The organism is Nonomuraea sp. NPDC050451, from assembly GCF_044458585.1.
Genome location: NZ_JBITHZ010000040.1, coordinates 1 through 26,266 on the forward strand (window position 1 = coordinate 1; position 26,266 = coordinate 26,266).

A 26,266-nucleotide genomic window follows, 5' to 3' on the forward strand; every position below is an offset into this window, starting at 1 on the left:
AGCGCTCAACGAGCTCGAGATCGCTTATCCGGGAAGGATCAAGTAAATCAGATAAAGAGCACTCTTCGTTACTCAGAGTAGGACTTTACACACTTTAGGTGACAAGCTCGACGCGGCCTTCAGGATCTCGTTGGCGCGGCGTAGTTCGGCGTTCTCGCGGCGCAGCCGCTTCAGCTCGGCCGACTCGTCGGTGGTGCGGCCGGGCCGGCTGCCCTCGTCGATCTGGGTCTGACGGACCCAGGTGCGCAGTGTCTCCGCGGTGCCGATGCCGAGCTTGGTCGCGACCGCGTTGATCGTGGCCCACTCGGTCGGGTAATCCGGTCGCAACTCGGCGACCATCCGCACCGCTCGACGGCGCAGCTCGGCGGGGTAGGGAGACTTACCTGGCATGGACTCGATCCTCTCAAGAGATCAAGTCTCCACCGAAACCGGGGCGATTCAGTCCGTTGATGCGGTCATGGCTTGGTTCGTGCTTGAGAGTTGTGGTGATGTGAGTGGCTATGGGTTGTTCTTGGGATGAGGGCGAGCTTGAGTGGGGACGGTGAAGTTTTCTGCTTGCCATGGCCTGGCAGTTAGCAGTGGGAGTGATCTGGAGATGGGGGTTCTGGGATGAGTGGGGGTGTCGGGCGTGAAGAGGTGGTGGCAGAGTTCGGGCGGCATCTGCGGTTTGAGCGGGATCTCTCGCAGCACACAGTGCGGGCCTACCTGACTGACGTGAACTCCTTGCTCGATCATGTGGATGGACAGCTGGAAGGACTTGATATCGGGGTGCTTCGCGAGTGGCTGGCTGGGCAGTATCGGGCGGGGAAGGCTCGGGCTACGCTGGCGCGGCGGACCGCTTGCATTCGTACCTTTACCGCCTACTGCTGCCGCCGCGGCTGGCTTGCGACCAACCCGGGGTTGTTGCTGGGTAGCGCGAAGGCGGCTCGGCCGTTGCCGGCTGTTCTTGCTCAGGAGCAGGCGCAGGCCGTCCTGGAGGTGCCCTCGACTGGGGAACCCAAGGAACTTCGAGATCAGGCCCTTCTCGAGCTGCTGTACGCCACCGGTGTGCGGGTGAGTGAGTTGTGTGCGCTCGACGTCGATGATGTGGATCGGGACCGGCATGTCATCCGGGTCCTGGGCAAAGGGCGGAAGGAGCGGTCTGTGCCGTTTGGGCTGCCTGCTCTTCGGGCGGTGGACAGGTGGTGCATTCACGGGCGGCCGTTGTGGGTGCGGGCGCGGTCAGGGGCTGCGCTCTTCCTTGGGGTACGGGGTGGCCGCATCGATGCGGGGACCGTTCGGCGGGTCGTGCATGCGCGGCTGGCTCAGGTCGATGGGGCTCCGGACATGGGGCCGCATGGGTTGCGGCACAGTGCGGCGACCCACTTGCTTGAAGGCGGTGCGGATCTACGGAGTGTTCAGGAGCTGCTTGGGCACGCGTCTCTGAACACCACGCAGATCTATACGCACGTCTCGATCGAGCGTCTGCGTGCGGCTTACCGTCAGGCTCATCCGAGGGCCTGATGAGGGAGGGAGACGATCAAGTCATCGAGTGGGTCGATGGTTGATTGGCTGATGCTGGTGATAGGGCGGCGCGTCTGCTGGTGACTGTCGCGCGTCGCTGGGTGATCTTCTAATTCCTGTTGGTCGCGGTTTTGCGGTGGCGGCCGGGCTTCGTGTTGGTGGTCGTGGGGCTGCTGGGCGATGAGTGCTTCTCATCACGATGCCGGGCGCTGGTGTTCTCGGGCTCTTGCTCCTCTCCCGCGGTGGCGCGGTGCTGGCCCCTTCTCCGTGGGCGGTGGTTCGTTCGAGTACGTCTGTGGCTGCGTAGGGCTGCGAGTAGGAGACCCATCCCAAGCAGCGTGCCGAGGCCGATGGCGGATGTCGTGGTGGTCGAGGCCGAGCGGGTCAGGAAGTCGAACGTGGTGGTGGGGGGAGTGGGGCGGTGTTTCCGGCGCGAGGTGGTGGGAGTGAAGAAGTCCGCGGCTGCCAAAGGGTGGCGCTGGCTTGGTGCGCTGTTGTGACTGCTTGGCGATGAGGTGTCGGGGGGCGGGGTGCGGGTGGCTGGCGCGATCAAGGTGAGGGTGGTCGGGGTGGCGTAGCTGATCAGAGTGAGGGTGGCGGGGTTGGTGGCCAGGGCGGCCGGCTCCTTTGGCGTTGCCGGTGGTGCTGGGGTGAGGGCAGTTGGGGAGCTTCGTGGCTGTGTGGTGAGAGGTCTGGTGATCTCGCCGTCTGGTGGCCGGAGACGGTGCTCGAGCTCGTCAACCTCCCGTGGGAAGTGCTCAACTACGGGGTTCTCGTCTTCGAGCCAGAAGGGGAGGAGGCGGAGGGGGGCCTGGCCCAGGAGTAGGAGGGGATCGAGGTAATGGGTGCCGCGTCGGAGGCCCCAGTGCAGGCATGACTCGGGGCAGTGGCCTGGTGAGGCTTCTACGACGCCGAGCTTGGATCCCGGGGTGACGGGTTGGCCTCGACGTACTGACGCTTTGACGGGGAGGTACGTGGTGCGGAGGCCGCCCTCGTGCTCGATGGTGACCACGCCTTTTCCAGCTACGGGGCCGGCGAAGCGGATTGTGCCGGGGCCGGCTGCCAGGACTGGGGTGGATACGGGAGCGGCTAGGTCGATGCCGCGGTGTCCGGCAAGCCAAGGCTCGGGCGGTGGGGTGAAGCGGCGCAGCACGCGGGGGTGCCCGTCGAGCGGCCAGCGCCATGTGGGTGGAGATGCTCTTGCCGGGGGAGCGGGGAGAAGAAGGATCGCGGCGGCGGCGAAGAGCAGTGTTGTCAGGGCGCCATGGGCTGTCGCGAGGGCATATCGAGTGCGGGACTTTGCTATGAGGGCTTGCGCAGCGCGGGGTGGTGTGGCTTCTTGTGCGGGTGCGGGTGCGGGTGCGGGTGCGGGTGCGGGTGCGGGCGCGAGGGTGTGGTGAGTGCGGGGTGGTGTGGCTTCTTGCCTGAGTGTGAGGGCTTGACCAGCGCGGGGTGGTGCGTCTTGGAGGGGCGGATTGAGGACGGGGTGGGCCGGAGATGATGTGGCGCCTTGGGCTGGTCTCGGGGAGTGGTGGCTGAGCGGTGGTGGGGTGGCCCGTCTTGTTCTGCGGGTGTTGGGCGTTGTGTTGGGGTGAGGGGCTTGGCGGAGGTTGCCCAAGATGCAGGAGCCGTTGGGGTGGCCGGTGTTGGGCTCTGTGGAGTGGTTGGGCACCTCTGGGGACGTGAGGACGGTTGTTCGCGCTGGCGGGTCGATTGCGGAGGTGGGAGGGGGAGAGGTCATGGCGCGAGTTTGGTTGAACGCGTCGGGGTGGTTGGGAGGCGAACGGGATTCTGGGGAGGAGCGGGTGAGGAGCTTGTGGGCTGTGGATAACTGGCGGGTTGGCGGCTTGGGGCGGGATCAAGAACTGCGATGATGAGGCAGCCGGTTCTGGCCTGGTGTAGGTCTGCGGGAGTGGACACGTGCGGTCTTGGGTGGGGCGCGTGCGTGGGACATCGGGTGGGCTTGTCCTCGCACCGGCCGGGGTTTGTCGAGGCGATAGTTGCTGGGTGGATCGCATGTGCTGAATCGGCGTGGATAGCGGAAGGAAATGTGCCGCATTGGCTCCTAGCGTGGCGAACACTCAAGCCGACAAGGAGCATCAGATGGAGATTCAGCCGTTCACCATTGCTGTCCCTCAGCCCGACGTCGATGACCTGAAGGTCCGGTTGGCCCGGACCCGTTGGCCGGATGAGCTACCCGGCATCGGGTGGAGTCGCGGGGTGCCGCTGGAGTTTCTGAAGGAGATGGTTGCGTATTGGGCCGAGAGGTACGACTGGCGCGCTGCCGAGGCGCGGCTCAACGCGTACCCACAGTTCATCACCGAGATCGACGGGCAGCGGATCCATTTCCTGCACGTCCGCTCCGACAACCCCGACGCTCTGCCGCTGGTGCTCACTCACGGCTACCCCAGCGCGTTCGCCGAGTTCACCACGCTGATCGAACACCTGCGGCAGGACTTTCATGTGGTGGTCCCGTCGCTACCCGGCTTCGCCTTCTCCACGCCGGTAGGTGAGACCGGCTGGGCGATGGGCCGTACCGCTCGGGCTTGGGTCGAGCTGATGCGGCGGCTCGGTTACGACCGATACGGCTTGCATGGTGGCGACATCGGCGCCGGTGTCTCCGGCGCGGTGGCCGGCCTCGATGGCGAGCATGTCGTGGGCCTTCACGTGGTGACCGATCCGTACACGGCGGCGGCCACGGCCACGTTCCTGCCCGGGATGGCCGACAGGCTCGACCCGGCAGACCCGGTCGACCGGCCGGCCCTGGAGCGGATGGCAGAGTTCCGCGCCGACGGCTCCGGTTACCTGGCGATCCAGAACACCCGCCCCCAGACCATGGGCTACCTGCTCAACGACTCGCCCGCCGGGCAGCTCGGGTGGATCGCAGAAAGCTTCGAACGGTCAACCGACCTGCCCTATGACCGGGAGCAGCTTCTCACGATCGCCAGCCTCTACTGGTTCACCGGCTCTGGCATCTCCGCCGCTCGTTTCCTGTACGAGCAGGCCCACTCCTCCGACTGGGGTACGCCGCCGGCCTTGCCGCAAGGATTCGCGGTGTTCGGTGCCGATCCCACCGTCCGCAAGCTGGTCAACCCGCCGGCCGAGGCTCACTGGACCGAGTATGAGCGGGGCAGACACTTCCCCGCCATGGAGGCACCGGAGATTCTGGCGGCGGACCTGCGGGTCTTCTTCGGGGGATTGAAGTGATCAAACGCGCGTGACTCGCTCTCGCTCTTGTTCGTCTGTGCCGGACTGGGCTTCGCCTGAGGGGCGGTGGGTCAGCGAGGAGTGTGGCGTTTGGAAGCGATCAAGGAGTTCAGGGTCTGGGATGGGGACGGGTTGCTGCTGGGTTTCGCCAGGCGGGCGGGGTGTGGGTGGCGGTGAGTGCGTAGGGGGGATGTCCAGATCCAGGCAGTGCTCAGGGCTATGCCTGCTGCGCAAATGAGGATGACCGGGCGCAAGCCGATGAATTCGGCGAGGACGCCTCCGGTTATGCCGCCGAGGGCCAGGACGCCCTGCACTGCGAAAGTCATGGTGGCGTTCACCCGGCCGCGAAGCTCTGGGGAGGTTTCGCGCAGGGTGATGGCGCCCATGCAGGTGGCGAAGGCCACGACGATGCCACCTGTGATCGTTCCGGTCAGGGCGAGCAGCGAGAGTTTCCACCACAGAGGGCCGGTCAGCAGGCCTACCGCCAGGATTTCGATGGGGAAGAAGAGCACCGAGATGAGCAGAACGCGGTTCTCGCCGTAGCGCTTGGACAGGCGGGCCGTGACCCAGGCGCCCAGTATGCCGCCAAGGCCGCTCAGGGCGATGAGGGCGCCTATCAGGGGCTTGGGGATATTGAGCGTGTTCACCATGTAGAGCATGTAGATGGCTGTGTACGCCATGGCGAAGAAGTTGATCGTGACGCCTGCGCCCAGGAGAGCGCGGAGCACGGGATGGGTGACGCTGGTCCGCAGGCCCTCCATGACGTCGTTCCACATGCCTCGGGAGGTTGCCGGCTCGTTCTTCTCCCGGGTGCGGATGGCGCGGAGCAGGAGGGCTGAGGCCAGGAACGACAATGCTTCCGCCAACACGGCCAGCGGGGCCGTGAAGAGTTGAACCAGGAGGCCGGCCAGGCTGGGGCCACTGACCGACGCGACCGAGTAGGAGGCGTGCAAGCCGGCCATCGCCTCGGTTCGCTGGGAAGGCGCGGCGACTGCCGCCACATAGGGGAAGTTCGCCGCCCTGAAGAGTACGCCGGCTGCGCCGATCACCAGGGCCACGGTGATCAGCCATGTGACGCTGAGGAGGTCGAGGAGCCAGGCCACGGGGACTGTGGCGGCGGCTGCGCACGATACGAGTTCGCAGGCGATCATGAGGGGGCGGTGCCGGGTGAGCCGATCCGCGATGGCGCCTGACTGGAGGCCGAACACGAGGGCGGGCACCGAGGCGGCGGCCGTCAGCAGCCCCATCTGGGAGGGGGAGGCGGCCAGCAGGGTTACCGCGGTCAAGGGGATGGCCAGCTTGGACACCTCCGAGCCGGTGACGGAGATCGTCCGGGCGGCCCAGAGGAAGCGGTAGTCGCGCTGGTTTCTGAGTGGGATGGGTGCGTCTGAGCTGCGGTCGTCGCGGTTGTGGGGGTTTGGAGTGGAGCCGGGGTTGTCCGAAGTGCCATCACCGGCTGCGTGGTTGTGGTGGCTCGGGCCGGCGCTGGAGTCGTCGGATGCGCCGCTATGAGCCGCGTGCTTGTGGTTGAGGGTATGGCGCTGCGGGATGTGGCTCCCACGGGAGGCGTGGTTGTTGTGGTCGGGGGCGTGGTTGCTGGTGGCGAGATTGTGGTCGGGTGCGCCGGTTGCGTTGGTGAGGTTGCGGTCAGGCATTCGATCCTCGGTCAGTGGCCCTGCGGTCTCCGTCAGTGGTCCCGTGGTCTCGGTCAATGGCGCTGGGGTCTGGGTCAATGGCGCTGGGGGCTCGGTGGTCATGGCCCTGCGGTCCCGGAGGTGGCTGGCTGGCGGGGTGAACTGAGCTGAGTGACGGCCGGTTGGGTCGTCGTGCCTTCGGGCTGGATATGGGTTTTCGGGGATGCGGTCTGGGTTGGCGTCTTCGTGGGGTGGGTGGGGGTGATCGCGGGTGATGGTGATGGGGTCGGCGTTGTGGCGGTGGGACTGGCTTGAGGGGTGGTGTTGTGCAATGGGGAGCGGGGGCTGGAGGAATCGGTTGGCCGTCGGCGGGGTCGGCTGGCGTGGCGTGGGTGCTTTTGGTGGTGCGGGCAGAGTTGTGAAGGGAATGCTTCATAACTGTGAAGATAACCCTTCATAGTTATGAAGGCAATGCTTCAGATCTTGGGGCGGGTAACCTTGGCGCCATGAGTGAGGGGCTCAGTGATCCCAGGGCGATGCGGGCGCTGGCCCACCCGGCGCGCCTGATGATCCTCAATCGGCTGGGTCTCGAGGGCAGTGCGACTGCCACTGAAGTGGCGGAGATCGCGGGGATCACGCCCAGTGCCGCGAGCTATCACCTGCGCATGCTGGCCAAGTACGGGTTCGTGGAGGACGCGCCGCCGCGTGGCGATGGCAGGGAACGGCTGTGGAAGAGCGTGAACAAGCCGATCAGCGTCGGAGTCAAGCCGGGCGATCAGCCGGACGTACGGGATGCCAAGGTGACGCTGATGCTGGCGTTCCGCCGGGAGGCGAATGAAGAGGCGGATCGCGCGCTGGCCGCCACAGAGGGTGAGCCTGACGAGTGGCGGGATGTCACGCGGTTCAACCGAATGCGGATCAGGGTCGACCCAGAGGAGTTGGCCCGGCTCAACGAGTCGATCGAGAAGCTGGTCGAGCCGTACTTCATCGCCAATCGCGACGAAAAGGACGCGCCGCGCGAGGCCAGGATCGCCGAAGTGCAGCTGAACCTCTTCCCGGTCGCGAAGAGGCCGACGCCGGGGCTGCCTACCGAGGATCACGACGCGGCTGGGTGATGTGGAGCTACGGGCCGTGTCTCCGGAAAGGATGGGTAGAGAGCCTGACTCGGGCGGCGGTGGGCGTGCGGGACTGTGCTTTGGTGCTGGGCTGAGGTGTGGGTTTGGTCCGCGGCTTTCTGTGTGAATTTGGTCGAGGGCGCGTTGGGTTACCGGGCCGACCGGTGTTGGTCCTGGTGTGTCAGGTGCTGATGGTGTTTGGTGCCTGGATGCCTGAATGATCGTGGTGGGGTGGGTGTGGGGGCAGAGAGCTGGATGTCTCATTGACGGTTCACGGTCAGGCTGGGCTGGCGTGGGAGGTAGACTTTTCGGTGGCCTGTGACCACAGGCCGACTTCGCATGCCCCACTGCGGACCGCGCCATCGGTCCGGGCCATGTGCCCGGCTGGCGGGGTTTCGGGGCATCAGGGCGGCAGACGACGCGCTGCTGCGGCACAACCGAGAACCGCGCCCTCCCGCAGGGCGCCAAGACCTGGAGGACCAGCACATGGCCCCCGTCGTCACCATGCGACAGCTGCTTGAGAGCGGCGTTCACTTCGGTCACCAGACCCGGCGCTGGAACCCGAAGATGAAGCGATTCATCTTCACCGAGCGCAACGGCATCTACATCATCGACCTGCAGAAGTCGCTCTCTTACATCGACCGCGCGTACGACTTCGTCAAGGAGACCGTCGCCCACGGCGGCACCATCCTGTTCATCGGGACCAAGAAGCAGGCTCAGGAGGCCATCTCCGAGCAGGCCGCCCGGGTCGGGATGCCGTACGTCAACCAGCGCTGGCTGGGCGGCATGCTCACCAACTTCTCCACCGTGCACAAGAGGCTTCAGCGGCTGAAGGAGCTCGAGGAGCTCGACTTCGACAACGTCGCGGGCTCGGGGCTCACCAAGAAGGAGCTCCTCATGCGCCGTCGCGAGAAGGACAAGCTCGAGCGCACGCTCGGCGGTATCCGTGACATGGGCCGCGTGCCCAGCGCGGTGTGGGTCGTCGACACCAAGAAGGAGCACATCGCGATCAGCGAGGCCAAGAAGCTTGGCATCCCTGTGGTCGCGATCCTCGACACCAACTGCGACCCCGATGAGGTCGACTACCCGATCCCGGGCAACGACGACGCCATTCGCGCCGTCGGTCTGCTGACCAGGGTCGTCGCCGACGGTGTCGCGGCCGGTCTGATGGCTCGCTCCGGCGCCGCCCGCGGTGACGAGAAGCCTGCCGCCGCCGAGCCGCTGGCCGAGTGGGAGCGTGAGCTCATCGAGCAGGGCACCGGCGACGCCGCGGCTGAGGCCGCCCCTGAGGCCGCTCCTGAGGCCGCCGCCGAGGCCGCTCCTGAGGCCGCCGCCGAGGCTGCTCCTGAGGCTGCCGAGGCTGAGGCTCCCGCCCCCGCGGCTGAGGCTGCTCCTGAGGCCGCTGCCGAGGCTGAGGCCGAGCCGCAGGCCTGACGTCTGCGCTCACGTACCCGGGGTTCCCCAGGTACGGGCCCGTCCCGGTCGGGTGGGTGAAGAGTCCACCAGGCAGGGCGCGCGCCTTGCTCCGATGAACGGAACGGCAGGACGAGGGATCTCCCTGGTCCTGCCGTGATCGGGCAAGGAACGGGCCACGAAGACAAGTGAACGGTTGAGCGAGGGGCCGCGGCCTCGCCGGGTGAGTGATCGCCCGGGTGAGGACGTTTCCCAGCCAGGCAAGGGCCAAGAGCCGGGTCGGGCCGCCGAGCCGGGCCGAGGTCGAGGTTCAAGGCTGAGGTCGAGGTTCAAGGCTCAGGGCTGAGGCCGAGGCTGAGGTCGAGGTCCAAGGCTGAGGCTCAGGGCTGGGGTCTGGGGTCCGGGCTGGGGTTGTGAGCCGAGTCTGGGGTGCGATCCAGGGTTGGGTCGTAGGCCGGGCCGGTGGTGAGCCGGGCCGTTCCGGGTGACCGGGGCGGGTGGCCGGGCCAGGTTGGACCGGATAGTTCAGCGGGCCAGGGTGGTCGGCCGGGCCGGGGAGGGCGGGTTCGCCCGAACCGGGCGCGGCGGGCCGGCCGGGTGGCGTCGGTGCTGGCTGGTGATGGTCCAGGATGGTAAGCCAGGGCGAGGCTGGGCAGTATGCCAGGCGAGCCGGGCCCCGAACGCAAGACAGAGGCTGACGCAAGACAAAGGCTTCCGTACGGCAAGCGCCCGCCGTACGAACCAAGGGTGAGCAGGCGTGCGTTGCCCACCTGATCCACGACGACGACGAAATCCCACAAGGAAAAGCAATGGCTTCCGTGAACATGGCCGATGTCAAGCGGCTTCGCGAAATCACCGCTGCCGGCATGATGGACTGCAAGAAGGCGCTCGAGGAGTCCGAGGGCGACTTCGACCGCGCTATCGAGCTCCTGCGCCTCAAGGGCGCCAAGGACGTGGGCAAGCGCGAGGCCCGTACCGCCTCCAACGGCCTGGTCGCCCTCAAGCAGGACGACGACTCCGCCGCCGCGCTGCTCGAGCTCAACTGCGAGACCGACTTCGTGGCCAAGGGTGAGCGCTTCCAGGAGCTGGCCGGCCAGGTCGTGGCGCACATCCTCGAGACCAAGCCCGCCGACGTGGCGTCGCTGCTCGAGTCGTCCTTCGACGGCAAGACCGTCAAGGAGCACCTCGACATCGCCAACGCCGCGCTCGGCGAGAAGATCGAGATCCGCCGGTTCGCGGTGCTCGAGGGCGGCTACATCGGTGCTTACATGCACCGGACCGACCCGGCGCTGCCGCCGGCCGTCGGCGTGCTGGTCCAGCTCGACAAGCCGAACGCCGAGGTCGCCAAGGACATCGCGCAGCACGCCGCCGCGATGGCCCCGCAGTACCTCAAGGCCGCCTCCGTCCCGGCCGACGTGGTCGAGAAGGAGCGCAAGCTCTTCGAGGAGATGACCCGCGAGGAGGGCAAGCCCGAGGCTGCCATCGGCAAGATCGTCGAGGGCCGCGTGAACGGCTGGTACAAGGACTTCACGCTCCTCCAGCAGGCCTTCGTCAAGGACAACAAGAAGAGCGTGGGCAAGTACGCCGAGGAGAACGGCGTCGAGGTCCAGGCCTTTGTCCGCTTCAAGGTCGGTCAGGCTTAGGCTTAGGCATGCCACCGGCCAGGCAGGCTCACCGGTCAAGGTGAGCCGCCCGGCCAAGGCAAGAGCAAGCCGACAGCCCAGACTGATCCACCGAACGAAGGAGGCCGCCGCCGTGCAGGACCACCGGGAGCCAGCCCACGAATCCACACGGACGGCGGCTTCCTCATCTCAAAATCCGCACAACCCGCTCAGATGGAAGCGGGTGATGCTGAAGCTGTCAGGAGAGGCGTTCGCCGGTAGCGAGCCGCTGGGCATCGATCCGGTGGTCGTCGATCATCTGGCCGATTCGATCGCCGAGGCCGTCAAGGAAGGCGTGCAGGTCGCGGTCGTGGTCGGCGGCGGCAACATGTTCCGCGGCGCCACCCTGTCGCAAGGAGGCATCGACCGCGCCAGAGCCGACTACATGGGCATGCTCGGCACGGTCATCAACTGCCTGGCCCTGCAGGACTTCCTCGAGCGGCGGGGCGTCGAGACGCGTGTCCAGACCGCCATCACCATGCAGCAGGTGGCCGAGCCGTTCCTGCCGCGCCGCGCGATCAGGCACCTCGAGAAGGGGCGCGTGGTCATCTTCGGCGCGGGGCTCGGCTCGCCGTACTTCTCCACCGACACCGCGGCGTCCCAGCGGGCCCTGGAGATCGGCGCGGAGGCGCTGCTCAAGGGAACGCAGGTGGACGGGATCTACGACTCCGATCCACGCAAAAATCCGGATGCGGTCAGGTTCGACCACCTTGACTACGGCGAGGTGCTGCTCCGCGACCTCGCGGTCATGGACGCCACCGCGATCAGCCTGTGCAAGGACAACGACCTGCCGATCGTGGTCTTCGACCTCATGGGCGAGGGCAACATCCTGCGAGCGGTACGCGGTGAGAAAATCGGCACGCTGGTGAGTCCCGCAGGCAAATGAGGGAGCGAGCCCGATATCGCCAGCTAGAAGACAGGGAGCCGCTGTGATCGACGAAACCCTCCTCGAAGCCGAGGAAAAAATGGACAAGGCCGTCTCGGTCGCGAAGGAGGACTTCGCGACCATCCGTACGGGCCGCGTCACCCCCTCGATGTTCAACAAGATCAACGCCGAATACTACGGCACGCCGACGCCGATCCAGCAGCTGGCGTCGTTCCATGTGCCGGAGGCGCGCATGGTCCTCATCCAGCCGTTCGACAAGAGCTCGATGGGCGCCATCGAGAAGGCCATCCGCGACTCCGACCTCGGCGTCAACCCCACCGACGACGGCCAGGTGATCCGCGTGACGTTCCCGGAGCTCTCCGAGGAGCGGCGCAAGGAGTACATCAAGGTCGCCAGGAACAAGGGCGAGCACGCCAAGGTGTCGGTACGCAACATCCGGCGCTCCGCCAAGGAAGTCCTCGACAAGATGATCAAGGATGGCGAGGCGGGGGAGGACGAGGTCAGGCGGGCCGAGAAGGAGCTCGACGACCTCACCCAGAAGCACGTCGCGAAGATCGACGAGCTGCTCAAGCACAAGGAAGCCGAGCTGCTCGAAGTCTGAGCGGCACGCTGCAAGTAGCGGCTTGGACCTGCGGGCCGCCGCAGGTAGCGGGTCTTGAACGGCCCTCGCCCCGAGTGGCGGGGGCCGTGGCTCTTGGAGAACTCTGTGGAAGAACGTACGGCTGACACCAGCTCGAGCGGCGGCGGCCGTACCGGAAGGAACCTGCCCGCCGCGATCGCGGTCGGTGTGGTCCTGGGCGCGCTGGTCATCGGCACGATCTACACGATCAAGGAGCTGTTCCTCGTGGTGGTCGCCGGGGCCGTGGGCGTCGGCGTGATGGAGCTGATCAAGGCCTTCGCCACCCGCGAGATCAAGGTGCCCGCCGTGCCGGTGCTCGCGGGCCTGGTGGCGATGCAGGCGGGCGCGTACTGGGGCGGGCCGGTGTGGCTGCTGGCCACGTTCGCGGTGTTCGCGTTGGTGCTCCTGGTCTGGCGCATGTTCAGCGACGGGACCGACGGTTACGTACGGGACGCCTCGGCCTCGGTGTTCACGCTGTTCTATCCCGCCATGCTCGCGGCGTTCGTGCCCATGCTGTTGCGTTCCGACGACGGCGACCACCGGGTGCTGATCTTCATCGCGGTGACCGTGGCCAGCGACATCGGCGGCTACTTCGCGGGCGTGCTGTTCGGCCGGCACAAGATGACGGCGATCAGCCCGAAGAAGACCTGGGAGGGGCTCGCCGGGTCGGTGATCGCGTGCACGGCCGTCGGGGCGTGGCTGGTGGTCTGGCTGATGGACGGTGCCATCTGGCAGGGCGCGCTGATCGGCGGGCTCGCGGCGCTGCTGGCCACCGTGGGCGACCTGATCGAGTCGATGATCAAGCGGGATCTCGGCATCAAGGACCTGGGCACGATCCTGCCCGGCCACGGCGGCCTGATGGACCGGCTCGACTCGCTGGTGACGACGCTGGTGCCGGTCTGGCTGCTGATGACGCTGTTCTTCTAGCTACCGCTGCTGCGCCTCCAGCGTCTCGGTGGTGACCGGCGAGAGCCAGAGCCACCGTACGGCCTCACCCCCGAACGCGAATCCCGACATGTCAGGCATGTGGGGTGCGTTGGCCAGCATCAGGACCCCCGAGTACCGCGGCCCCAACGGGAACGTCGAAGGCTCGTGATACCACTTCGCCGTGTGCCCGTGGCCGAGCCACGTGACGGAGTGCCACGGATACTGCGACAGCCACACCAGCAGCAGCGCCGCGTCGCGCGGGTCCTCGCGGGTGGCCACGGCCAGCTCGATCCTGGCGTACGCCCCCGGCTTGTCGATCCACTGCTCGACGGTGGGCATGCGCTGGCAGCTCATCCCCACCGTGGACAGCACGGTGTAGGCGCGGCCCTGGTGCGGCGGCCGTTCGGTGATGCCGACGGTCGGCAGCCGCTCGCCGCTGGCGTCCCAATAGCGCCCCGCGGGACCGAGCGCCCGGTCCAGGTGGCCCATCACGAACTGCTGGAACGACGGCCACGACCCCTCGCTGTGCCGCCAGTCCCAGTAGGACCTGGCGTTGGAGATGCGGGGCTGCAACCCTTCGAGCGCCTCCGACAGCGCCCACGCGAACGGCGACTCGCCCACCGCGTCGCGGGCGTAGCCGGGCATGCCCCTGCTCATGTCGGCCCAGCCGGGGATGACCGCCAGCAGCTCCTCGTCCTCGTACAGGGCGACCCCGTCCCCCTCCTCGAACCACAGCGCGGTGAGCTGCCCGAGCGGCCTGCGGCCGTCCGGGTGGAGGGTGTTGGCCCTGGGCATCAGCGGCGGCAGGCCGGCGTTGAGCCGGGCCAGGTCGACCACCGCCGGGGCGGGTCGATGGTTGGCCAGCCAGACGGCGCCGTGCACCGCGCCGCCGGGCGAGCACAGGTAAGCTACCGAGGAGTCCTCGTCACGCTCGACCACGAGCGTCCGGCTGCCGTACGGGTTACCGGCGGCGAGAACGACCTCGGCGCCACCCTCGCCAGATGCCGACCGAAAAATCGCCATACGAGATGACTGTAGATCCGGGGTATCCATGACGCGAGGAATGCCACCTCCGATCCGAACGTTCATTACCCTGATTGACAGCCACTCAAAGCAAAGGCAGGAACGTGTCCCAGCCCCCAGGCCAGCTCACCTTTGTCGCGCCCCGGCGGGCCAAGCCCGCACGGCACCTGGCTGACCTGTCGATGGCCGACCGGCGGGCCGCGGTCACCGAGCTGGGCGAGAAGGCGTTCCGGGCCGACCAGCTCTCGCGCCACTACTTCGAGCGCCTGACCACCGACGTCGGCGCGATGACCGACCTGCCGGCGGCCTCCCGCGAGAAGCTGGCCGCGCTCCTGCCTGACCTGCTGACCTCGGTCAGGGAGCTGACCACCGACGGGGGCACCACGCGTAAGACGCTGTGGCGGCTGTTCGACGGGGCGCTGGTCGAGTCGGTGCTCATGCGCTATCCCGACCGGGTCACGATGTGCGTGTCCTCGCAGGCCGGCTGCGGCATGAACTGCCCCTTCTGCGCCACCGGTCAGGCGGGCCTGACCCGCAACATGTCCACCGCCGAGATCGTCGAGCAGGTCGTCGCCGGCGCCCGGGCGCTGGCGGCCGGCGAGGTGCCCGGCGGGCCCGGCCGGGTGAACAACGTCGTCTTCATGGGCATGGGCGAGCCGCTGGCCAACTACAAGCAGGTCATCGGGGCGGTGCGGCGGCTCGTGGAGCCCGCCCCGCACGGGCTGGGCATCTCGGCCCGGGGCGTCACCGTCTCCACCGTCGGGCTGGTGCCCGCGATCGGCAAGCTCGCCGACGAGGGGCTGCCCGTCACGCTGGCGCTGTCGCTGCACGCGCCCGACGACGAGCTGCGTGACACGCTGGTGCCGATCAACACGCGGTGGAAGGTGGCCGAGGTCCTCGACGCGGCCTGGGCGTACGCGGCGAAGACCAAGCGGCGGGTCTCGATCGAGTACGCGCTGATCAAGGACATCAACGACCACGAGTGGCGGGCCGACCTGCTGGGCAAGCTGGTCCGGGGCAAGCTGGTGCACGTCAACCTGATCCCCCTCAACCCGACGCCGGGGTCGAAGTGGACTGCTTCCCGGCCTGAGGACGAGCGGGCGTTCGTGCGCCGGCTGGAGTTCCACGGCGTGCCGGTGACGGTACGCGACACGCGCGGCCGCGAGATCGACGGCGCCTGCGGCCAGCTCGCGGCCGCCGAATGACCACCCGCCCAAGGGGCGGGACCCGGGCTAATGGGGCGCGATCGAGCGGGCGGTGAAGCCCTCGATCAGGTCGGCGATCATGGCGGCGCCCCTGCTGTTCAGGTGGATGTTGTCCGTGGTGAGCTGGAGGCCGCGGCCCCTGGAGATGGCGTCCAGGCTGCGGCCGAGCAGGAAGCGCTGCATCGCGGCGGTCTGCGCCAGCCGCCCCTCCGCCTGGTAGCGGGTGCCGGGAGCCCGGCCCTGCTCCTCCAGGTACGCCGTCATCCGCTCGTTGAGCGGCAGGTACGTGACGCCCTCGGCCGCAGCGACCCGCCGGACGATCTCGCTGTACTCGGCGGCCCGCCGCGCCGGGACCGAGTCGGGCTCCTCGCCGATGACGGGCAGGGAGAGCAGCGCCACGCGGGCCATCGTCTCGTCCTGGAGGCGGCGGGCGATGGTGGTGAGGTTGGCGGCGTAGGCCTCCGGGGCGGGGTCCGTGGAGAGCTTCCAGCGCTTGCGTAGCGTCTTGAGGAGTTTCCCGCTGAGCGTGGAGTTCGCGTCGTTCGTGCCGATCAGTACGGTCACCACGTCGGGGTCCTGGCCCACGACGCCGTCGAGCCGCTTGACCGTCTCCGACGACGGCTCGTAGTTGACCCCGGCGTTGATCACGCTCGCCTCGGGCAGCCGCGAGCGCAGCATGGCCACGTAGTCGGCGCTCACCTGTGCGCGGGTGATGCTGTCACCCAGGCAGATCATTTTCACCGTCGTCTCCTCTAGGGTGAGTGAGTGCTCACTAACCTACCCTATGCCGGAGCCACACGTACGCTCCCAGGCCGATCAGGCACCAGACCAGGGAGATGGCGCCGAGCTCGGGGAGCTGGTCGAGGAGGTGACCCGTGTTCGCCGCCTTCATCCAGGCGATGAGCGGGACGGTGAGCCAGTGCAGGGGCGAGGAGCTGAGCAGCAGCATCGCCAGGAACCCGAGCAGCAGCCCCATGATCGAGAGCGCGGGGGAGCGGACGACCGCGCGGCTGGTGAGGGCGCCCAGCGCGGTACCGGTGAGCGCGGCCAGGGCGTTCAGGACGATGGCGGCGGCCAGCACGCCACGCGACGGGGCCTGGCTCACGCCGAGCAGGAGCGCCGCGCCCATGCTGAGCGCCGCGAACCCCGCGCACGTCGCGAACGCCGCCATCAACCCCGCTGCCACCTCCCTGCCTTGGCCGCCCACCTGGACCGCGGACAACTCGCGCTGTTTGTCGGGCTCGGTGTCGAGGAGACTCCTGGTCGCCCAGGCAAGGATGGGGATGATCAGTACGGCGCCGTCCGTGAGGGCCGAGGCCTCCCCGCCGCGCGGCGCCCGGCTGCCGTAGACGATCGCCAGCATGGCGAAGGCCAGGAGGAGCGCCTGGAACATGCGGTGCGAACGGATGTAGGCGGCCAGGCGGAACGTGGCCAGGGCGATCATCCGGACTCCTCGATCTCGCGGGTCGGGTAACCCTCGCCGCGCATCCTGGCGAGGAAGTCATGGAGTTCGGACGCGGGCACGGTGACGGCCACGACCGTCTCCCTGTCCTCGGCCGGTTCGAGGCCGGGTGCCGTCGTGCTCTCCTTGAGGCGGCCGTCCACCAGCGACCAATGGCGCATCCCGGGCAGGGAGCGCAGGCCGCCCTGGTGGTCGCTGACGATGACGATGCCGCCGCGGCCCGCCACCTCGCTCGCGATCGAAGGGAGCGCCTCACGGGTGTCCACGTCGAGCCCCGCGAACGGCTCGTCCAGGATCAGCAGCCCCGGCTCCGACATCAGCGCCTGGACCAGCCCGACCTTGTGCGCGCTGCCCTTCGACAGCTCACCCAGGGCGACGGTTAGAAGGTGGCCCATGTTCAGGCGCTCGGCCCACGGCTCCCAGCGGGCGCCACCGCGTACCCGGGACATGTGGCGCAGATAGGCCGTGACCGTGAACGGCTGGGCGGTCGGGAAGCGGTCGGGAGCGAAGCCGACCACCTTGGGACGGTCGGCGATCGTGCCGATCGTGGGCCGGGTGAGACCCGCCAGGAGGCGGAGCAGCGTCGACTTGCCTGCACCGTTCACGCCGGTCAGCTCGATCACGTCGCCGGGGGCGAGCTGGGCGTCGGCGTCTTCGATGACGAAAGGATCACGTCTTCGGTAGCGGAAAGAGACCTTGGACAGACGCATGGTCCTGTAACCGTATATGTCGGGTCGCATCGCCATCATAAAGAGCCTCACAGTGCCTCCTCCGATCCCCGAAGGGAGCGGCTTCTCGCTAGGCCGCTTCCGCAGCGTTGCGAAGGGCAAGCCCTGCCCTCAAGATGTTGATCGCCGCGTTCACGTCGGCGTGTGCCTCATGGCCGCACGTCGCGCATCGGAACTCGGCTTGGGTGGTGCGGTTCTCCTTGGCGCAGTGCCCGCAACGCGAGCAGGTGCGGGAGGTGTTGGCGGGATTCACTGCAATCAGCTCTCGACCGGCGCTTTCAGCCTTGTGCGCGAGGATCGTCAGCAACACCCCCCAACCCGCGTCCAGGATGCTTCGGTTCAGGCCGGACTTCTGGGACACGCCGGTGCCGGGCGCCTCAATGGTGCCGGATGCCGAGCGGGTCATGTTGGCGATCTTCAGATCCTCGTGCACGATCACGTCATAGCCGCGGACCAGGGCAAGTGCGGTCTTGTGTGCATCGTCGACGCGCTGACGACGGACCTTGGCGTGCAGGTGGGAGATCCTGGCGACGGCCTTACGCCGCCGCATGCTTCCTTGTGTTCTTCCAGCCAGATCCCGCTGAGCGGTGGCGAGCCGATCGGCCATCGCGGCGAGGTGGCGCGGGTTGGCTACCTGCGTGCCATCACTGGTGGTGACGAGCGACGCCACGCCCAGATCGATCCCGACGGCTGCGCCAGTGCTGGACAGATGCTCGGTGGGCACGTCAGCGCACGACAGCACGACGTACCAGCGGTGACCCTTCCGCTTCACGCTGATCGTCTTCACCTGGCCCTTGACGGGGCGGTGCTGGTGCACACGGACATGACCGATGCCCTGCAGACGAACGAACGTGGTCAAGTGCCCGGACTGGGAGTCCCATCGGCAGCCGTCCCCGTCCTTGGGTCACTCCACCGTGTCAAACCAGCCACGTCCCTTGAAACGCGGAAACCCGGGCGTACGGCCCTCGCTGACTCGCTTGAAGAACGCCACGAATGCCTTGTCCAGGCGGCGCAGCATGGCCTGCTGGGAGGAGAACGACCACCGGCCCTGCCCGTGGGTCCTCGGCACGGATATGCTTCAGATCCCCGGACTGATCTCCGTAACGGATCGTGACGCGGCGAGCGCGATCTCCTGGTGTCGAGTGGGACGCAACAGGAATGTGAACGACCTGCGCACACCCACCTCCCCAACATCAGCCTGTTTGATCACAGCGCATCGATCAGCAGCGACAATAGCCCAGGAGGAAGTGCGGATTCCCCCCGTCAGCTAGAGCGGGCGGTCCCCTTCGCGCCAAAATCGATGGAGACACCCCAGCACGTTCTCAAGAGGAGTGGGCTTGAATCGCTTTCCACGCGTCATGGGTATGCGTTCAGGCTATGACCCCGCCGAAGTCGACGCCCTGATCGGGCGGATCGAGTCGACCTTGGGCAGGGGCATGCCCGCTGTGGAGCCCGTCAGCGCAGATGACGTGCGACGGGCCACTTTCCGCGCCAAGCGTGGCGGCTATCTGGAGACCGCGGTCGACTTCGCCCTGGAGGCGTTCGTGGTGGCGCTGGAAACCCAGGCCAAGCGGCCGGTACGGCTGGCCATGGCCGAGCCGACCGGCGAGATGCTGCGCGAGGAGTGGTTCGAGACCCAGGCGGCCCGCGTCGAACGGGTGGCCTTCCGCCCGGGTCGCATGGGCACCGGCTACAACGAGGACGAGATCGACGCCTTCCTGGACCGCATCGTGGCCACCCTGCGCGGGACGACCGACTTCCCGGTGACGGCCAAGGAGGTGCGGGCGGCGAAGTTCTCGACCGTGCTGTTCCGGTCCGGCTACCTCATCGCGGACGTCGACTCCTTCCTGGCCGGCATCGCGGACGTGCTGGAGCAGCGCCGTTAGGCGTTCTCGACCACGGAGAGCAGCCCGCCGAGATCGGGCAGCATCTGCTGGATGATCTCCTCGTCGTCGGGCCGGTTGCCCTGGCGGTTGATCCACACGCGCGGGATGTCGAGGCGGTGCGCGGGCACCATGTCGTGGAAGTAGCTCTGCGCCACATGAACCCATCGATCCGGTTCGTACGAGCGCCTGAACGTCTCGAAGTGCGCGTCGGCCGGCTTGTACGCGCCCACGTCCTCCGACGTCAGCACCGCGTCGAACGGCACGGGCAGGCGCCGCCGCGTCTCGGCGATGAGGTCGCGGTCGCAGTTGGTGAGCAGCGCCAGGCGCCAGCCCGCTTCGCGCAGCTTCGACAGCTCGGTGCCCACGTCGGGGAACACCGGCCAGTACGGGAGCGTCGTGCCCAGCACCGCGGCGTTGTCCTCGTTGAGCTCCACCTTCTCGTCGGCGCAGGCCCTGCGCAGCGCCTCGGCCAGCACGTGGCGGTAGCGGAGTGCCGGGGACTCGGCCTGCACGACGTGTTCATGCCGGTTGTACGCCTCCAGCAGCCGCGCCCCCTGACCCGGCGCGATCAGCTCGGCGCTGGTGCGGATGCCGTGCCGCCAGTCGACAAGTGTTCCGAAGCAGTCGAACGTTACCCATCGCATAGATCTCATAATGAGGTACATGGCGATATCCGTGCGTCCCATCGAGCGGCGAGATCTCGCGAACGTGACCCGGGTGCTGACCGGGAGTTGGGGTGGCTCGACTGTGGTGGCCCTGGGCCGCGGCGAGCTGGTCGACGCCGCCGCGCAGCCGGGCTTCATCGCCGAGATCGGTGGCGAACTGGCCGGGATCATCACGTACGCCCGGCGTGGCGACTCCGTGGAGATCATCACGATCGACGCCGTGATGCCGGGCCAGGGGGTGGGGGCGGCGCTGCTGGACGCGGTACGCGCCGTCGCGGCAGGGGGCGGGGCGGCCAGGCTCTGGCTGGTCACCACCAACGACAACACGCACGCCCTGCGGTTCTACCAGCGGTACGGTTTCGACCTGATCGCCCTGCACCGCAACGGGGTGGACCGGGCGCGCAAGCTCAAGCCGGGCATCCCCGCGGAGGCCGACGGCATCCCGATCCGGCACGAGCTGGAGCTGGAGCTTCCCCTCTGACCCTCCCACTTCCTGTCTTCCCCGGACGCGCGCCGGGGAGGGTGGACGGATGGCTCACGTCGCGGGAGTCGCGGGAGGAGGCCGCGGCGGAGCGAGAGTGACCGGGCCGGGCTCGGCCCGCGGCCTGCGCAGCAGGGCCACGACGACCGCCGCCACCGGGGCCGCCAGGAACGCGCCGATGATCCCCGAGATCAGGCTGCCCACCGCGATCGCCACCAGGATGACCGCTCCGGGCAGTTCGAGGGCCCGGCCGTAGATCTGCGGCGCCAGCACGTGCCCCTCGATCTGCTGCACCGCCACGGTCACCCCGACCACGATCAGCGCCACCAGCCAGCCCTTGAACACGAGCGCCACCACCGCGGCCAGCAGCCCCGCGATGAACGCCCCCACCACCGGCAGGAACGCCCCCACGAACGTCAGCACCGCCAGCGGCAGCGCGATGGGCACGCCCAGGATCCACAGCGCCATGCCGATGAAGAACCCGTCCACCGCGCCCACGATCGCGATCCCGCGGACGTAGCGGCCGATCACGGAGAAGGCCAGGCGACCGGTCTCGGTGATGCGCGGCCTGGCCGGAGCGGGCGCGAGGTTCACGAGCCAGCGAAAGAGCCGGTCGCCGCCGTGCACGAAGTACACCGACAGGACGACCGCCACCGCCGCCCCCACCACGATCTCGCCCGCCGTTTTGACCCCGGCCAGCGCGCCCGTGGTGATCTGGCGGCCCTGGGAGGCCAGGTACTCCTTGGCCTGCGCGGCGAGCTTACGCGGGTCCATCCCGAAGCGGGCGGTCAGGTCGGACAGGTTGTCGAGCACCTTGCTGATGCTGACCCGCAGCTGCGAGACGCTCTCGATCGTGGGCGGCACCAGCAGCGCGATCAGCGCCCCGGCCAGCACGAGCCCGCCGACGAAGACGATCGTGGTGGCCAGGGCCCGGTTGAGCCCGCGTGACCTGAGCCAGCGGGCCGGGGGCAGCAGCAGCGCCGTGATGAACAGGGCGACGACGACCGCGATGGCCACCGTGGCGACGCGGGAGAGGCAGAAGCCGGCCACCGCGATCAGCGCGATCCACCCCAGCAGCCGCCACGGCCCCATCCCCTGCCCCCTATCGTGCCTGGTCAGAGGCCTTCCCCAGGGGAGCGGAGGGCAACCCTGGTCAGTCGGGCGGCGTCAGGTGGAGGCGCTGGGAGCGCTTGTTCTCCTCGTACGTCTCCCGCGCCGCGCCGGTCGTGCTGCCGACCTCCGCGACCGGCACGTCCCACCACGCCTCGGAGGACGGGGCATCGTCCACCATCGGGTCGGTGCGTACGTAGATCACCGTGGTCCCGGTCGCCGAGCGGGCCTCCTCGAGCGCCTTGCGCAGGTCGGCGACCGACTCGGGGCGCAGCACCGTGGCGCCGAGGCTGGCCGCGTTGGCGGCCAGGTCGACGGGCAGCGGCCCGCCGTCGCGATGCCGGTACGAGGTGCCGAGCCGCTCCGCGCCGACGCTCTCCGACAGGCGGCCGATGGAGGCGAAACCGGAGTTGTCCACCAGGACGACCACCAGCTTGATCCCCTCGGAGATCGCGGTGATCAGCTCCTGGGCCATCATCAGGTACGAGCCATCGCCCACCAGGACGAACACCTCGCGCTCCGGCACCGCCATCTTGACGCCCAGACCGCCGGCGATCTCGTAGCCCATGCAGGAGTAGCCGTACTCGACGTGGTAGTTGCCCGGCCCGCTCGGCCGCCAGAGCTTGTGCAGGTCGCCGGGCATCGAGCCGGCCGCGCACACCACCACGCCGTCCTCGGCCGCCGCCGCGTTGACCGCGCCGATCACCGCGGACTGGGGCAGCGGCGAGCCCTCCAGCGAGTAGGCCCGGTCCACGGCCGCGTCCCACTCCCCGGTCAGCTCGGCGGCCCGCGCGCGGTAGTCGTCCGGCGCCCCCCGCCAGCCCGCGAACGCCTCGACCAGGTCCGCCAGCCCGTCGCGGGCGTCGGCGACCAGTTGCACGCCCGACAGCTTGGCGGCGTCGAAGGCGGTGATGTTGAGGTTGAGGAAGCGGGCGTCGGGGGCGAAGATCGTCCGGGAGGCGGTGGTGAAGTCGCTGTAGCGGGTGCCGATGCCGATGATCAGATCGGCCTCGCGGGCCAGCGCGTTGGCGGCCGTGGTGCCGGTGGCGCCGATCGCGCCCACGGCGAGCGGGTGCCCGTACGGGAGCGCGCCCTTGCCCGCCTGCGTCTCGGCCACCGGGATGCCGTACGTCTCGGCGAAGATCCGCAGCTGCTCGGTGGCCTCGCTGTAGATCGTCCCGCCGCCCGCGACGATCAGCGGACGCACGGCCGACTTGACCAGCTGGGCCGCCCGGAACACGGCGGCCCGCTCGGGGCGCGGCCTGGGGACGTGCCAGACGCGGCGCGTGAACAACTCCTCCGGCCAGTCGTGGGCCTCCGCCTGCACGTCCTGCGGCAGCGCCAGCGTCACCGCGCCGGTCTCGGCCGGGTCGGTGAGCACGCGCATGGCGGCCAGCAGCGCCGACGGGAGCTGCTCGGGGCGGTTGATGCGGTCCCAGTAGCGCGAGACCGGCTTGAAGCAGTCGTTGACCGAGATGTCGTACGAGCGCTGGTCCTCCAGCTCCTGCAGCACCGGGCCCGCCACGCGGGTGGAGAAGATGTCGCCGGGCAGCAGCAGCACCGGCAGCCGGTTGATCGTCGCGCCCGCCGCGCCCGTGATCATGTTGGTCGCGCCGGGGCCGATGGAGGTGGTGCAGGCCAGGGTGGCCAGGCGGTTGCTGGCCCGGGCGTAGGCGGCGGCCGTGTGGACCATGGCCTGCTCGTTGCGGCTCAGGTGGTAGGGGAGGTCCTCGGCGGAGGTGGCCAGCGCCTGGCCGAGCCCGGCCACGTTGCCGTGGCCGAAGATGCCGGAGCAGCCGCCGAAGAACCTGCGCTCCACGCCGTCGCGCTCGCTCCACTGCTGAGCCAGGAAGCGCACGACGGCCTGGGCGACGGTCAAACGCGTCATGAAGTCCTCCCGAACGGCAGTCTCGGGTCTGTGGGCTGGCTTTCCCAGGAGGAGCGGATCCAAGCGTGGCGGGGATCGTCGCAGAAGGCCATCGAGCGTTCCTCCGCCGGGCCCGCCAGGACGTTCAGGTAGTAGAGGTCGTAGCCGGGGGCGGCCATGGCGGGGCCGTGGTAGCCGTACGGGACGAGGACGACGTCGCCCGAGGAGACCTCGGCCAGGGTGTCGATGTGGCCGCGTTCGGAGGAGTAGACGCGCTGGTAGGCGTTGCCCTGGTCGGCGACCTCGAAGTAGTAGATCTCCTCCAGGACCGCCTCGCCGGGGTTGTCGGTGTCGTGTTTGTGCGGCGGGTACGACGACCAGTTGCCGCCCGGGGTGATCACCTCCACGGCCATGAGCTTGTCGCAGTCGAAGGCGTCGGGGGCGCAGAAGTTGTTCACCTGGCGGGTGGCCTGGCCGGCGCCGCGGATCTCGACCGAGACCTGGTCCGCGGGCACGTAGCGGGGCTCCAGGGCGCGGGTGGCGAGGGCGGAGGGCAGGGCGATGCGTCCGGTGCCCCGGAGGGTGACGTGGGAGCCGATCGGGACGTAGGCGAAGTCGCTCGGCCCGCTGAAGACCGAAGGCCGTCCCGTCAGCTCGAACGTCGCGGCGGAGGTGGTGACCGTGCAGGATCCCGACAGCGGGAGGACCAGCAGTTCCTCGTCGCCGGTGTCGAACGAGACCGGCGTGTCCGCCAAGTCCACAATCCGCAGGCCCGAGTACGTCCAGCCTGCCAGGGACGGGGTGATCTCGACGGACCAGGGGCCGTTCGCGGCCTTGCCGAACGGAACGTATGTCATGCGCGGGTCTCCCGTACCAGTGCCGCGGCGTTGTCCACCGCTTTCGCGACGTCGTCATCCGGAGGGTAGAGCAGGGCGCGGCCCACGACGAGGCCGCGTACGCCGGGAAGGCTGAGGGCGCGGTCCCAGTCGGCGTAGGCGGCGTCGATGTCCGGCGGGTCGCCTCCGAGCAGCAGCGCGGGCAGCGTGGTGGCGGCCATCACGCGCTCCATCTCCGCCACCGCCGGGATCTTGAGCCAGGTGTAGGCGGAGGTGGTGCCGAGCGCCTGGGCGACGCTGATCGCGCGGATCACGGCCTCGGGAGACAGGTCGTTGCGCAGCGCCCCCGACTCGGAGCGCCGCGCCCAGAAGGGCTCCACCATGGCCGGCAGGCGGTGGCGGGCCAGGTCGGTGACGGCCCGGGCGCAGGACTCCAGGGTGGCCACCGTGGCGGGGTCGGCCGGGTCGATGCGGAGCAGCATCTTGCCGCCGTCGAGGCGCATCGCGTCGATCGAGGCCGCGTCGAACCCGGTGAAGCGGTCGTCCACCTCGAAGACCGAGCCCAGCAGGCCGCCCCGGTTCATGGAGCCGAAGGCCAGCTTGCCCTCCAGGGCGCCGAGCAGGAGCAGGTCCTCCATGACGTCGGGGGAGGCGAGGATGCCGTCCACGCCGGGGCGCGAGAGGGCCACCTGGAGGCGGTCGAGCAGATCGGCGCGGCTGGCCATGGCCATCGGCCGGTCGCGTACGCCCAGGGCGCCGCGGGCCGTGTGGTCGGCGGCGATGATCAGCAGCCGCTCGCCCTCGCCGGGCAGGCCGCGCCGCTCCCGCCGGGCCGCGGCCTCGGCGATCTCCTCCGGCCGGGTGGCCCGGATCTGGGTGAGCCGCTCGTAGCCGGAGGTCCTGGGCAGGGTGAGGTCGCTCAAGAGCCCGCTCCGTTCAGCAGGTCCTCGACCTCGGCCGTGGACGGCATGGCGTCGGCGCAGGCCAGCCGGGCGGCCACGAACGCGCCCGCCGCGTTGGCGAAGCGCACCGTCCGCTCCAGCGGCCAGCCGCGCAGCAGCCCGAGGCAGATCGCCCCGCCGAACGCGTCGCCCGCTCCGATGCCGTTGACCACCTTCACCTCCACCGGTTCCGCCACCACGCTCTCCTCGGAGGTACGCGCGAGAACCCCCTCAGGGCCCATTTTCACGATCGCGACCTTCACTCCCGCGTCCAGCAGCGCCTGCGCGGCGGCCTCAGGGTCGCGCACGCCGACCGCGTTCTCCACCTCGTCCAGGTTGCCGACCGCGACGTTCGCGCACGGGAGCATCCGCCGTGCGGCCTCGTGGGCCGCCTCCCGCGACTTCCAGAGCGACGGCCGCCAGTCGAGGTCGAACACCGTCCAGCCCGACGTGCGCGCCGACAGCGCGGCGGCGTGGGCGGCGGCGCTCGGCTCCTGGCTCAGCCCGGTCAGCGAGAACCAGAACAGGCTCGTCTCCGCGATGGCGCCGAGGTCGAGATGGGAAGGGGAGATCTGCAGGTCCGGCGGGTGCTCACCACGGTAGAAGTAGATCGGGAAGTGGTCGGGAGGGAAGATCTCGCAGAACGTCACGGGGGTGGGCGGGCCCTCGACGGTGCTCACGAAGGCGTCGTCCACGCCGAACCCGCGGATCGCCCTGCGTACGAACTCTCCGAAGGGATCCGCTCCCACGCCGGTGATCACGGCGGAGCGCAGCCCGTGGCGCGCCGCGGCGACGGCGACGTTGGTCGGGCTGCCGCCGAGGAACTTGCCGAAGGACTCGACGTCGGCCAGGCCGACGCCGGTCTGCAGCGGGTAGACGTCGACGCCGGAGCGCCCGAACGTGATCAGGTCGTACAAAGCACCTCCAGGAATGGAGCTTACCTGCGACACTATGGCATATTGTCATGACATTCGGATGTCCGCTATGTAACCTATTGTCCATCCACTCAAACCCCTCCCGCCTCACAACCCGCCGTGTGGGACGGTTAGCTCCGGGCCTTCTGCGGCAAAAACACAGCGTGTGAGCACTCTCCGTAA

At 68.7% G+C, this 26,266-nt stretch carries 25 protein-coding genes and 2 pseudogenes; 12 read left to right on the forward strand and 15 right to left on the reverse strand.

Annotation, left to right across the window (positions count from 1 at the left end; genetic code table 11):
• Positions 1–108 precede the first annotated feature (108 nt).
• A pseudogene (locus ACIBI9_RS56335) lies at positions 109–390 on the reverse strand (transposase); the annotation flags it as partial.
• A 249-nt stretch (positions 391–639) separates the two neighbouring features.
• Here ACIBI9_RS56335 and ACIBI9_RS56340 point away from each other — a divergent pair.
• Positions 640–1,503, forward strand: a complete 864-nt coding sequence (locus ACIBI9_RS56340; protein ID WP_397235675.1) for a tyrosine recombinase XerC — start codon at positions 640–642, stop codon at positions 1,501–1,503.
• A 350-nt stretch (positions 1,504–1,853) separates the two neighbouring features.
• Positions 1,854–2,003, forward strand: coding sequence for a hypothetical protein (locus ACIBI9_RS56345; protein WP_397235757.1), 150 nt, complete (start codon positions 1,854–1,856; stop codon positions 2,001–2,003).
• A 341-nt stretch (positions 2,004–2,344) separates the two neighbouring features.
• Here ACIBI9_RS56345 and ACIBI9_RS56350 read toward each other — a convergent pair.
• A pseudogene (locus ACIBI9_RS56350) lies at positions 2,345–3,244 on the reverse strand (murein hydrolase activator EnvC family protein); the annotation flags it as partial.
• A gap of 290 nt (positions 3,245–3,534) precedes the next feature.
• On the opposite strand from ACIBI9_RS56350, the gene ACIBI9_RS56355 reads away from it, so the two are divergent.
• A complete protein-coding gene (locus ACIBI9_RS56355; RefSeq protein WP_397235676.1) occupies positions 3,535–4,710 on the forward strand; it encodes an epoxide hydrolase family protein in 1,176 nt (391 codons plus the stop codon).
• A 71-nt stretch (positions 4,711–4,781) separates the two neighbouring features.
• Here the strand turns inward: ACIBI9_RS56355 and ACIBI9_RS56360 are convergent, their stop codons facing one another.
• Entirely contained in the window at positions 4,782–6,365 is a 1,584-nt protein-coding gene (locus ACIBI9_RS56360; protein WP_397235677.1) for an MFS transporter, read from the reverse strand.
• Positions 6,366–6,850: 485 nt separating this feature from the next.
• Between ACIBI9_RS56360 and ACIBI9_RS56365 the strand changes: the two genes are divergently transcribed.
• The 6 genes from ACIBI9_RS56365 (at position 6,851) to ACIBI9_RS56390 (ending at position 12,965) form a co-directional block, all read left to right on the forward strand.
• Positions 6,851–7,459 (forward strand): ArsR/SmtB family transcription factor, encoded by a 609-nt coding sequence (locus ACIBI9_RS56365; RefSeq protein WP_397235678.1) that lies wholly within the window; start codon positions 6,851–6,853, stop codon positions 7,457–7,459.
• Between the two features lie 486 nt (positions 7,460–7,945).
• Positions 7,946–8,893, forward strand: coding sequence for a 30S ribosomal protein S2 (rpsB, locus tag ACIBI9_RS56370; RefSeq protein ID WP_397235679.1), 948 nt, complete (start codon positions 7,946–7,948; stop codon positions 8,891–8,893).
• 788 nt (positions 8,894–9,681) lie between these two features.
• Positions 9,682–10,515 (forward strand): translation elongation factor Ts, encoded by an 834-nt coding sequence (gene tsf / locus ACIBI9_RS56375; RefSeq protein ID WP_397235680.1) that lies wholly within the window; start codon positions 9,682–9,684, stop codon positions 10,513–10,515.
• Between the two features lie 205 nt (positions 10,516–10,720).
• The gene (pyrH, locus tag ACIBI9_RS56380; protein ID WP_240777587.1) at positions 10,721–11,419 is read left to right on the forward strand and encodes a UMP kinase; all 699 of its coding nucleotides are present in this window, start codon (positions 10,721–10,723) and stop codon (positions 11,417–11,419) included.
• A 43-nt stretch (positions 11,420–11,462) separates the two neighbouring features.
• Positions 11,463–12,020 carry a ribosome recycling factor gene (gene frr / locus ACIBI9_RS56385; protein ID WP_192790776.1) on the forward strand — a complete coding sequence of 186 codons (558 nt, stop codon included), beginning with the start codon at positions 11,463–11,465 and terminating at the stop codon, positions 12,018–12,020.
• A 105-nt stretch (positions 12,021–12,125) separates the two neighbouring features.
• Entirely contained in the window at positions 12,126–12,965 is an 840-nt protein-coding gene (locus ACIBI9_RS56390) for a phosphatidate cytidylyltransferase (RefSeq protein WP_397235681.1), read from the forward strand.
• On the opposite strand, the gene ACIBI9_RS56395 is transcribed toward ACIBI9_RS56390, so the two are convergent.
• On the reverse strand, positions 12,966–13,988 hold the full coding sequence (locus tag ACIBI9_RS56395) for a suppressor of fused domain protein (RefSeq protein WP_397235682.1): 1,023 nt from the start codon (positions 13,986–13,988) through the stop codon (positions 12,966–12,968). It abuts the gene before it with no gap.
• Positions 13,989–14,092: 104 nt separating this feature from the next.
• Between ACIBI9_RS56395 and rlmN the strand changes: the two genes are divergently transcribed.
• Entirely contained in the window at positions 14,093–15,193 is a 1,101-nt protein-coding gene (rlmN, locus tag ACIBI9_RS56400; RefSeq protein WP_355379196.1) for a 23S rRNA (adenine(2503)-C(2))-methyltransferase RlmN, read from the forward strand.
• A gap of 27 nt (positions 15,194–15,220) precedes the next feature.
• On the opposite strand, the gene ACIBI9_RS56405 is transcribed toward rlmN, so the two are convergent.
• The 5 genes from ACIBI9_RS56405 to ACIBI9_RS56425 form a co-directional block, all read right to left on the reverse strand.
• Positions 15,221–15,928: an SGNH/GDSL hydrolase family protein gene (locus ACIBI9_RS56405; protein WP_397235754.1), complete on the reverse strand. Its 708-nt coding sequence runs from the start codon at positions 15,926–15,928 to the stop codon at positions 15,221–15,223.
• Between the two features lie 37 nt (positions 15,929–15,965).
• Positions 15,966–16,637 (reverse strand): hypothetical protein, encoded by a 672-nt coding sequence (locus ACIBI9_RS56410; RefSeq protein ID WP_397235683.1) that lies wholly within the window; start codon positions 16,635–16,637, stop codon positions 15,966–15,968.
• Positions 16,634–17,365: an ATP-binding cassette domain-containing protein gene (locus tag ACIBI9_RS56415; protein ID WP_397235684.1), complete on the reverse strand. Its 732-nt coding sequence runs from the start codon at positions 17,363–17,365 to the stop codon at positions 16,634–16,636. Before ACIBI9_RS56415 ends, ACIBI9_RS56410 begins: the two co-directional genes overlap by 4 nt.
• An 88-nt stretch (positions 17,366–17,453) precedes the next feature.
• Positions 17,454–18,242: an RNA-guided endonuclease InsQ/TnpB family protein gene (locus ACIBI9_RS56420; RefSeq protein ID WP_397235685.1), complete on the reverse strand. Its 789-nt coding sequence runs from the start codon at positions 18,240–18,242 to the stop codon at positions 17,454–17,456.
• Between the two features lie 45 nt (positions 18,243–18,287).
• On the reverse strand, positions 18,288–18,452 hold the full coding sequence (locus ACIBI9_RS56425) for a hypothetical protein (protein WP_397235686.1): 165 nt from the start codon (positions 18,450–18,452) through the stop codon (positions 18,288–18,290).
• A gap of 262 nt (positions 18,453–18,714) precedes the next feature.
• On the opposite strand from ACIBI9_RS56425, the gene ACIBI9_RS56430 reads away from it, so the two are divergent.
• Entirely contained in the window at positions 18,715–19,269 is a 555-nt protein-coding gene (locus ACIBI9_RS56430) for a DivIVA domain-containing protein (RefSeq protein WP_397235687.1), read from the forward strand.
• Here ACIBI9_RS56430 and ACIBI9_RS56435 read toward each other — a convergent pair.
• The gene (locus ACIBI9_RS56435) at positions 19,266–19,913 is read right to left on the reverse strand and encodes an HAD-IA family hydrolase (protein WP_397235688.1); all 648 of its coding nucleotides are present in this window, start codon (positions 19,911–19,913) and stop codon (positions 19,266–19,268) included. The genes ACIBI9_RS56430 and ACIBI9_RS56435 overlap by 4 nt on opposite strands.
• A gap of 19 nt (positions 19,914–19,932) precedes the next feature.
• Between ACIBI9_RS56435 and ACIBI9_RS56440 the strand changes: the two genes are divergently transcribed.
• The gene (locus ACIBI9_RS56440) at positions 19,933–20,415 is read left to right on the forward strand and encodes a GNAT family N-acetyltransferase (protein WP_397235689.1); all 483 of its coding nucleotides are present in this window, start codon (positions 19,933–19,935) and stop codon (positions 20,413–20,415) included.
• A 54-nt stretch (positions 20,416–20,469) separates the two neighbouring features.
• Here the strand turns inward: ACIBI9_RS56440 and ACIBI9_RS56445 are convergent, their stop codons facing one another.
• The 5 genes from ACIBI9_RS56445 to iolC all read right to left on the reverse strand — a co-directional run bounded on the left by ACIBI9_RS56445 (position 20,470) and on the right by iolC (position 26,086).
• Positions 20,470–21,507 carry an AI-2E family transporter gene (locus tag ACIBI9_RS56445; protein ID WP_397235690.1) on the reverse strand — a complete coding sequence of 346 codons (1,038 nt, stop codon included), beginning with the start codon at positions 21,505–21,507 and terminating at the stop codon, positions 20,470–20,472.
• 61 nt (positions 21,508–21,568) lie between these two features.
• Entirely contained in the window at positions 21,569–23,413 is a 1,845-nt protein-coding gene (iolD, locus tag ACIBI9_RS56450; RefSeq protein WP_397235691.1) for a 3D-(3,5/4)-trihydroxycyclohexane-1,2-dione acylhydrolase (decyclizing), read from the reverse strand.
• On the reverse strand, positions 23,410–24,249 hold the full coding sequence (iolB, locus tag ACIBI9_RS56455) for a 5-deoxy-glucuronate isomerase (protein ID WP_397235692.1): 840 nt from the start codon (positions 24,247–24,249) through the stop codon (positions 23,410–23,412). The genes iolD and iolB overlap by 4 nt, the downstream gene beginning before the upstream one ends.
• On the reverse strand, positions 24,246–25,151 hold the full coding sequence (locus ACIBI9_RS56460; RefSeq protein WP_397235693.1) for a deoxyribose-phosphate aldolase: 906 nt from the start codon (positions 25,149–25,151) through the stop codon (positions 24,246–24,248). The genes iolB and ACIBI9_RS56460 overlap by 4 nt, the downstream gene beginning before the upstream one ends.
• Positions 25,148–26,086, reverse strand: a complete 939-nt coding sequence (gene iolC, locus ACIBI9_RS56465) for a 5-dehydro-2-deoxygluconokinase (RefSeq protein ID WP_397235694.1) — start codon at positions 26,084–26,086, stop codon at positions 25,148–25,150. Before iolC ends, ACIBI9_RS56460 begins: the two co-directional genes overlap by 4 nt.
• Positions 26,087–26,266: the final 180 nt, after the last annotated feature.

What these genes read in the sequence shown, in the direction of transcription:
- ACIBI9_RS56345 (WP_397235757.1), top strand. Translation starts at nt 1,854, where the DNA reads ATGGCGGATGTCGTGGTGGTCGAGGCCGAGCGGGTCAGGAAGTCGAAC.
- ACIBI9_RS56360 (WP_397235677.1), bottom strand. Translation starts at nt 6,365, where the DNA reads ATGCCTGACCGCAACCTCACCAACGCAACCGGCGCACCCGACCACAAT.
- ACIBI9_RS56365 (WP_397235678.1), top strand. Translation starts at nt 6,851, where the DNA reads ATGAGTGAGGGGCTCAGTGATCCCAGGGCGATGCGGGCGCTGGCCCAC.
- rpsB (WP_397235679.1), top strand. Translation starts at nt 7,946, where the DNA reads ATGGCCCCCGTCGTCACCATGCGACAGCTGCTTGAGAGCGGCGTTCAC.
- tsf (WP_397235680.1), top strand. Translation starts at nt 9,682, where the DNA reads ATGGCTTCCGTGAACATGGCCGATGTCAAGCGGCTTCGCGAAATCACC.
- pyrH (WP_240777587.1), top strand. Translation starts at nt 10,721, where the DNA reads ATGCTGAAGCTGTCAGGAGAGGCGTTCGCCGGTAGCGAGCCGCTGGGC.
- ACIBI9_RS56395 (WP_397235682.1), bottom strand. Translation starts at nt 13,988, where the DNA reads ATGGCGATTTTTCGGTCGGCATCTGGCGAGGGTGGCGCCGAGGTCGTT.
- ACIBI9_RS56405 (WP_397235754.1), bottom strand. Translation starts at nt 15,928, where the DNA reads ATGATCTGCCTGGGTGACAGCATCACCCGCGCACAGGTGAGCGCCGAC.
- ACIBI9_RS56410 (WP_397235683.1), bottom strand. Translation starts at nt 16,637, where the DNA reads ATGATCGCCCTGGCCACGTTCCGCCTGGCCGCCTACATCCGTTCGCAC.
- ACIBI9_RS56415 (WP_397235684.1), bottom strand. Translation starts at nt 17,365, where the DNA reads ATGCGTCTGTCCAAGGTCTCTTTCCGCTACCGAAGACGTGATCCTTTC.
- ACIBI9_RS56435 (WP_397235688.1), bottom strand. Translation starts at nt 19,913, where the DNA reads ATGCGATGGGTAACGTTCGACTGCTTCGGAACACTTGTCGACTGGCGG.
- ACIBI9_RS56440 (WP_397235689.1), top strand. Translation starts at nt 19,933, where the DNA reads ATGGCGATATCCGTGCGTCCCATCGAGCGGCGAGATCTCGCGAACGTG.
- ACIBI9_RS56445 (WP_397235690.1), bottom strand. Translation starts at nt 21,507, where the DNA reads ATGGGGCCGTGGCGGCTGCTGGGGTGGATCGCGCTGATCGCGGTGGCC.
- iolD (WP_397235691.1), bottom strand. Translation starts at nt 23,413, where the DNA reads ATGACGCGTTTGACCGTCGCCCAGGCCGTCGTGCGCTTCCTGGCTCAG.
- iolB (WP_397235692.1), bottom strand. Translation starts at nt 24,249, where the DNA reads ATGACATACGTTCCGTTCGGCAAGGCCGCGAACGGCCCCTGGTCCGTC.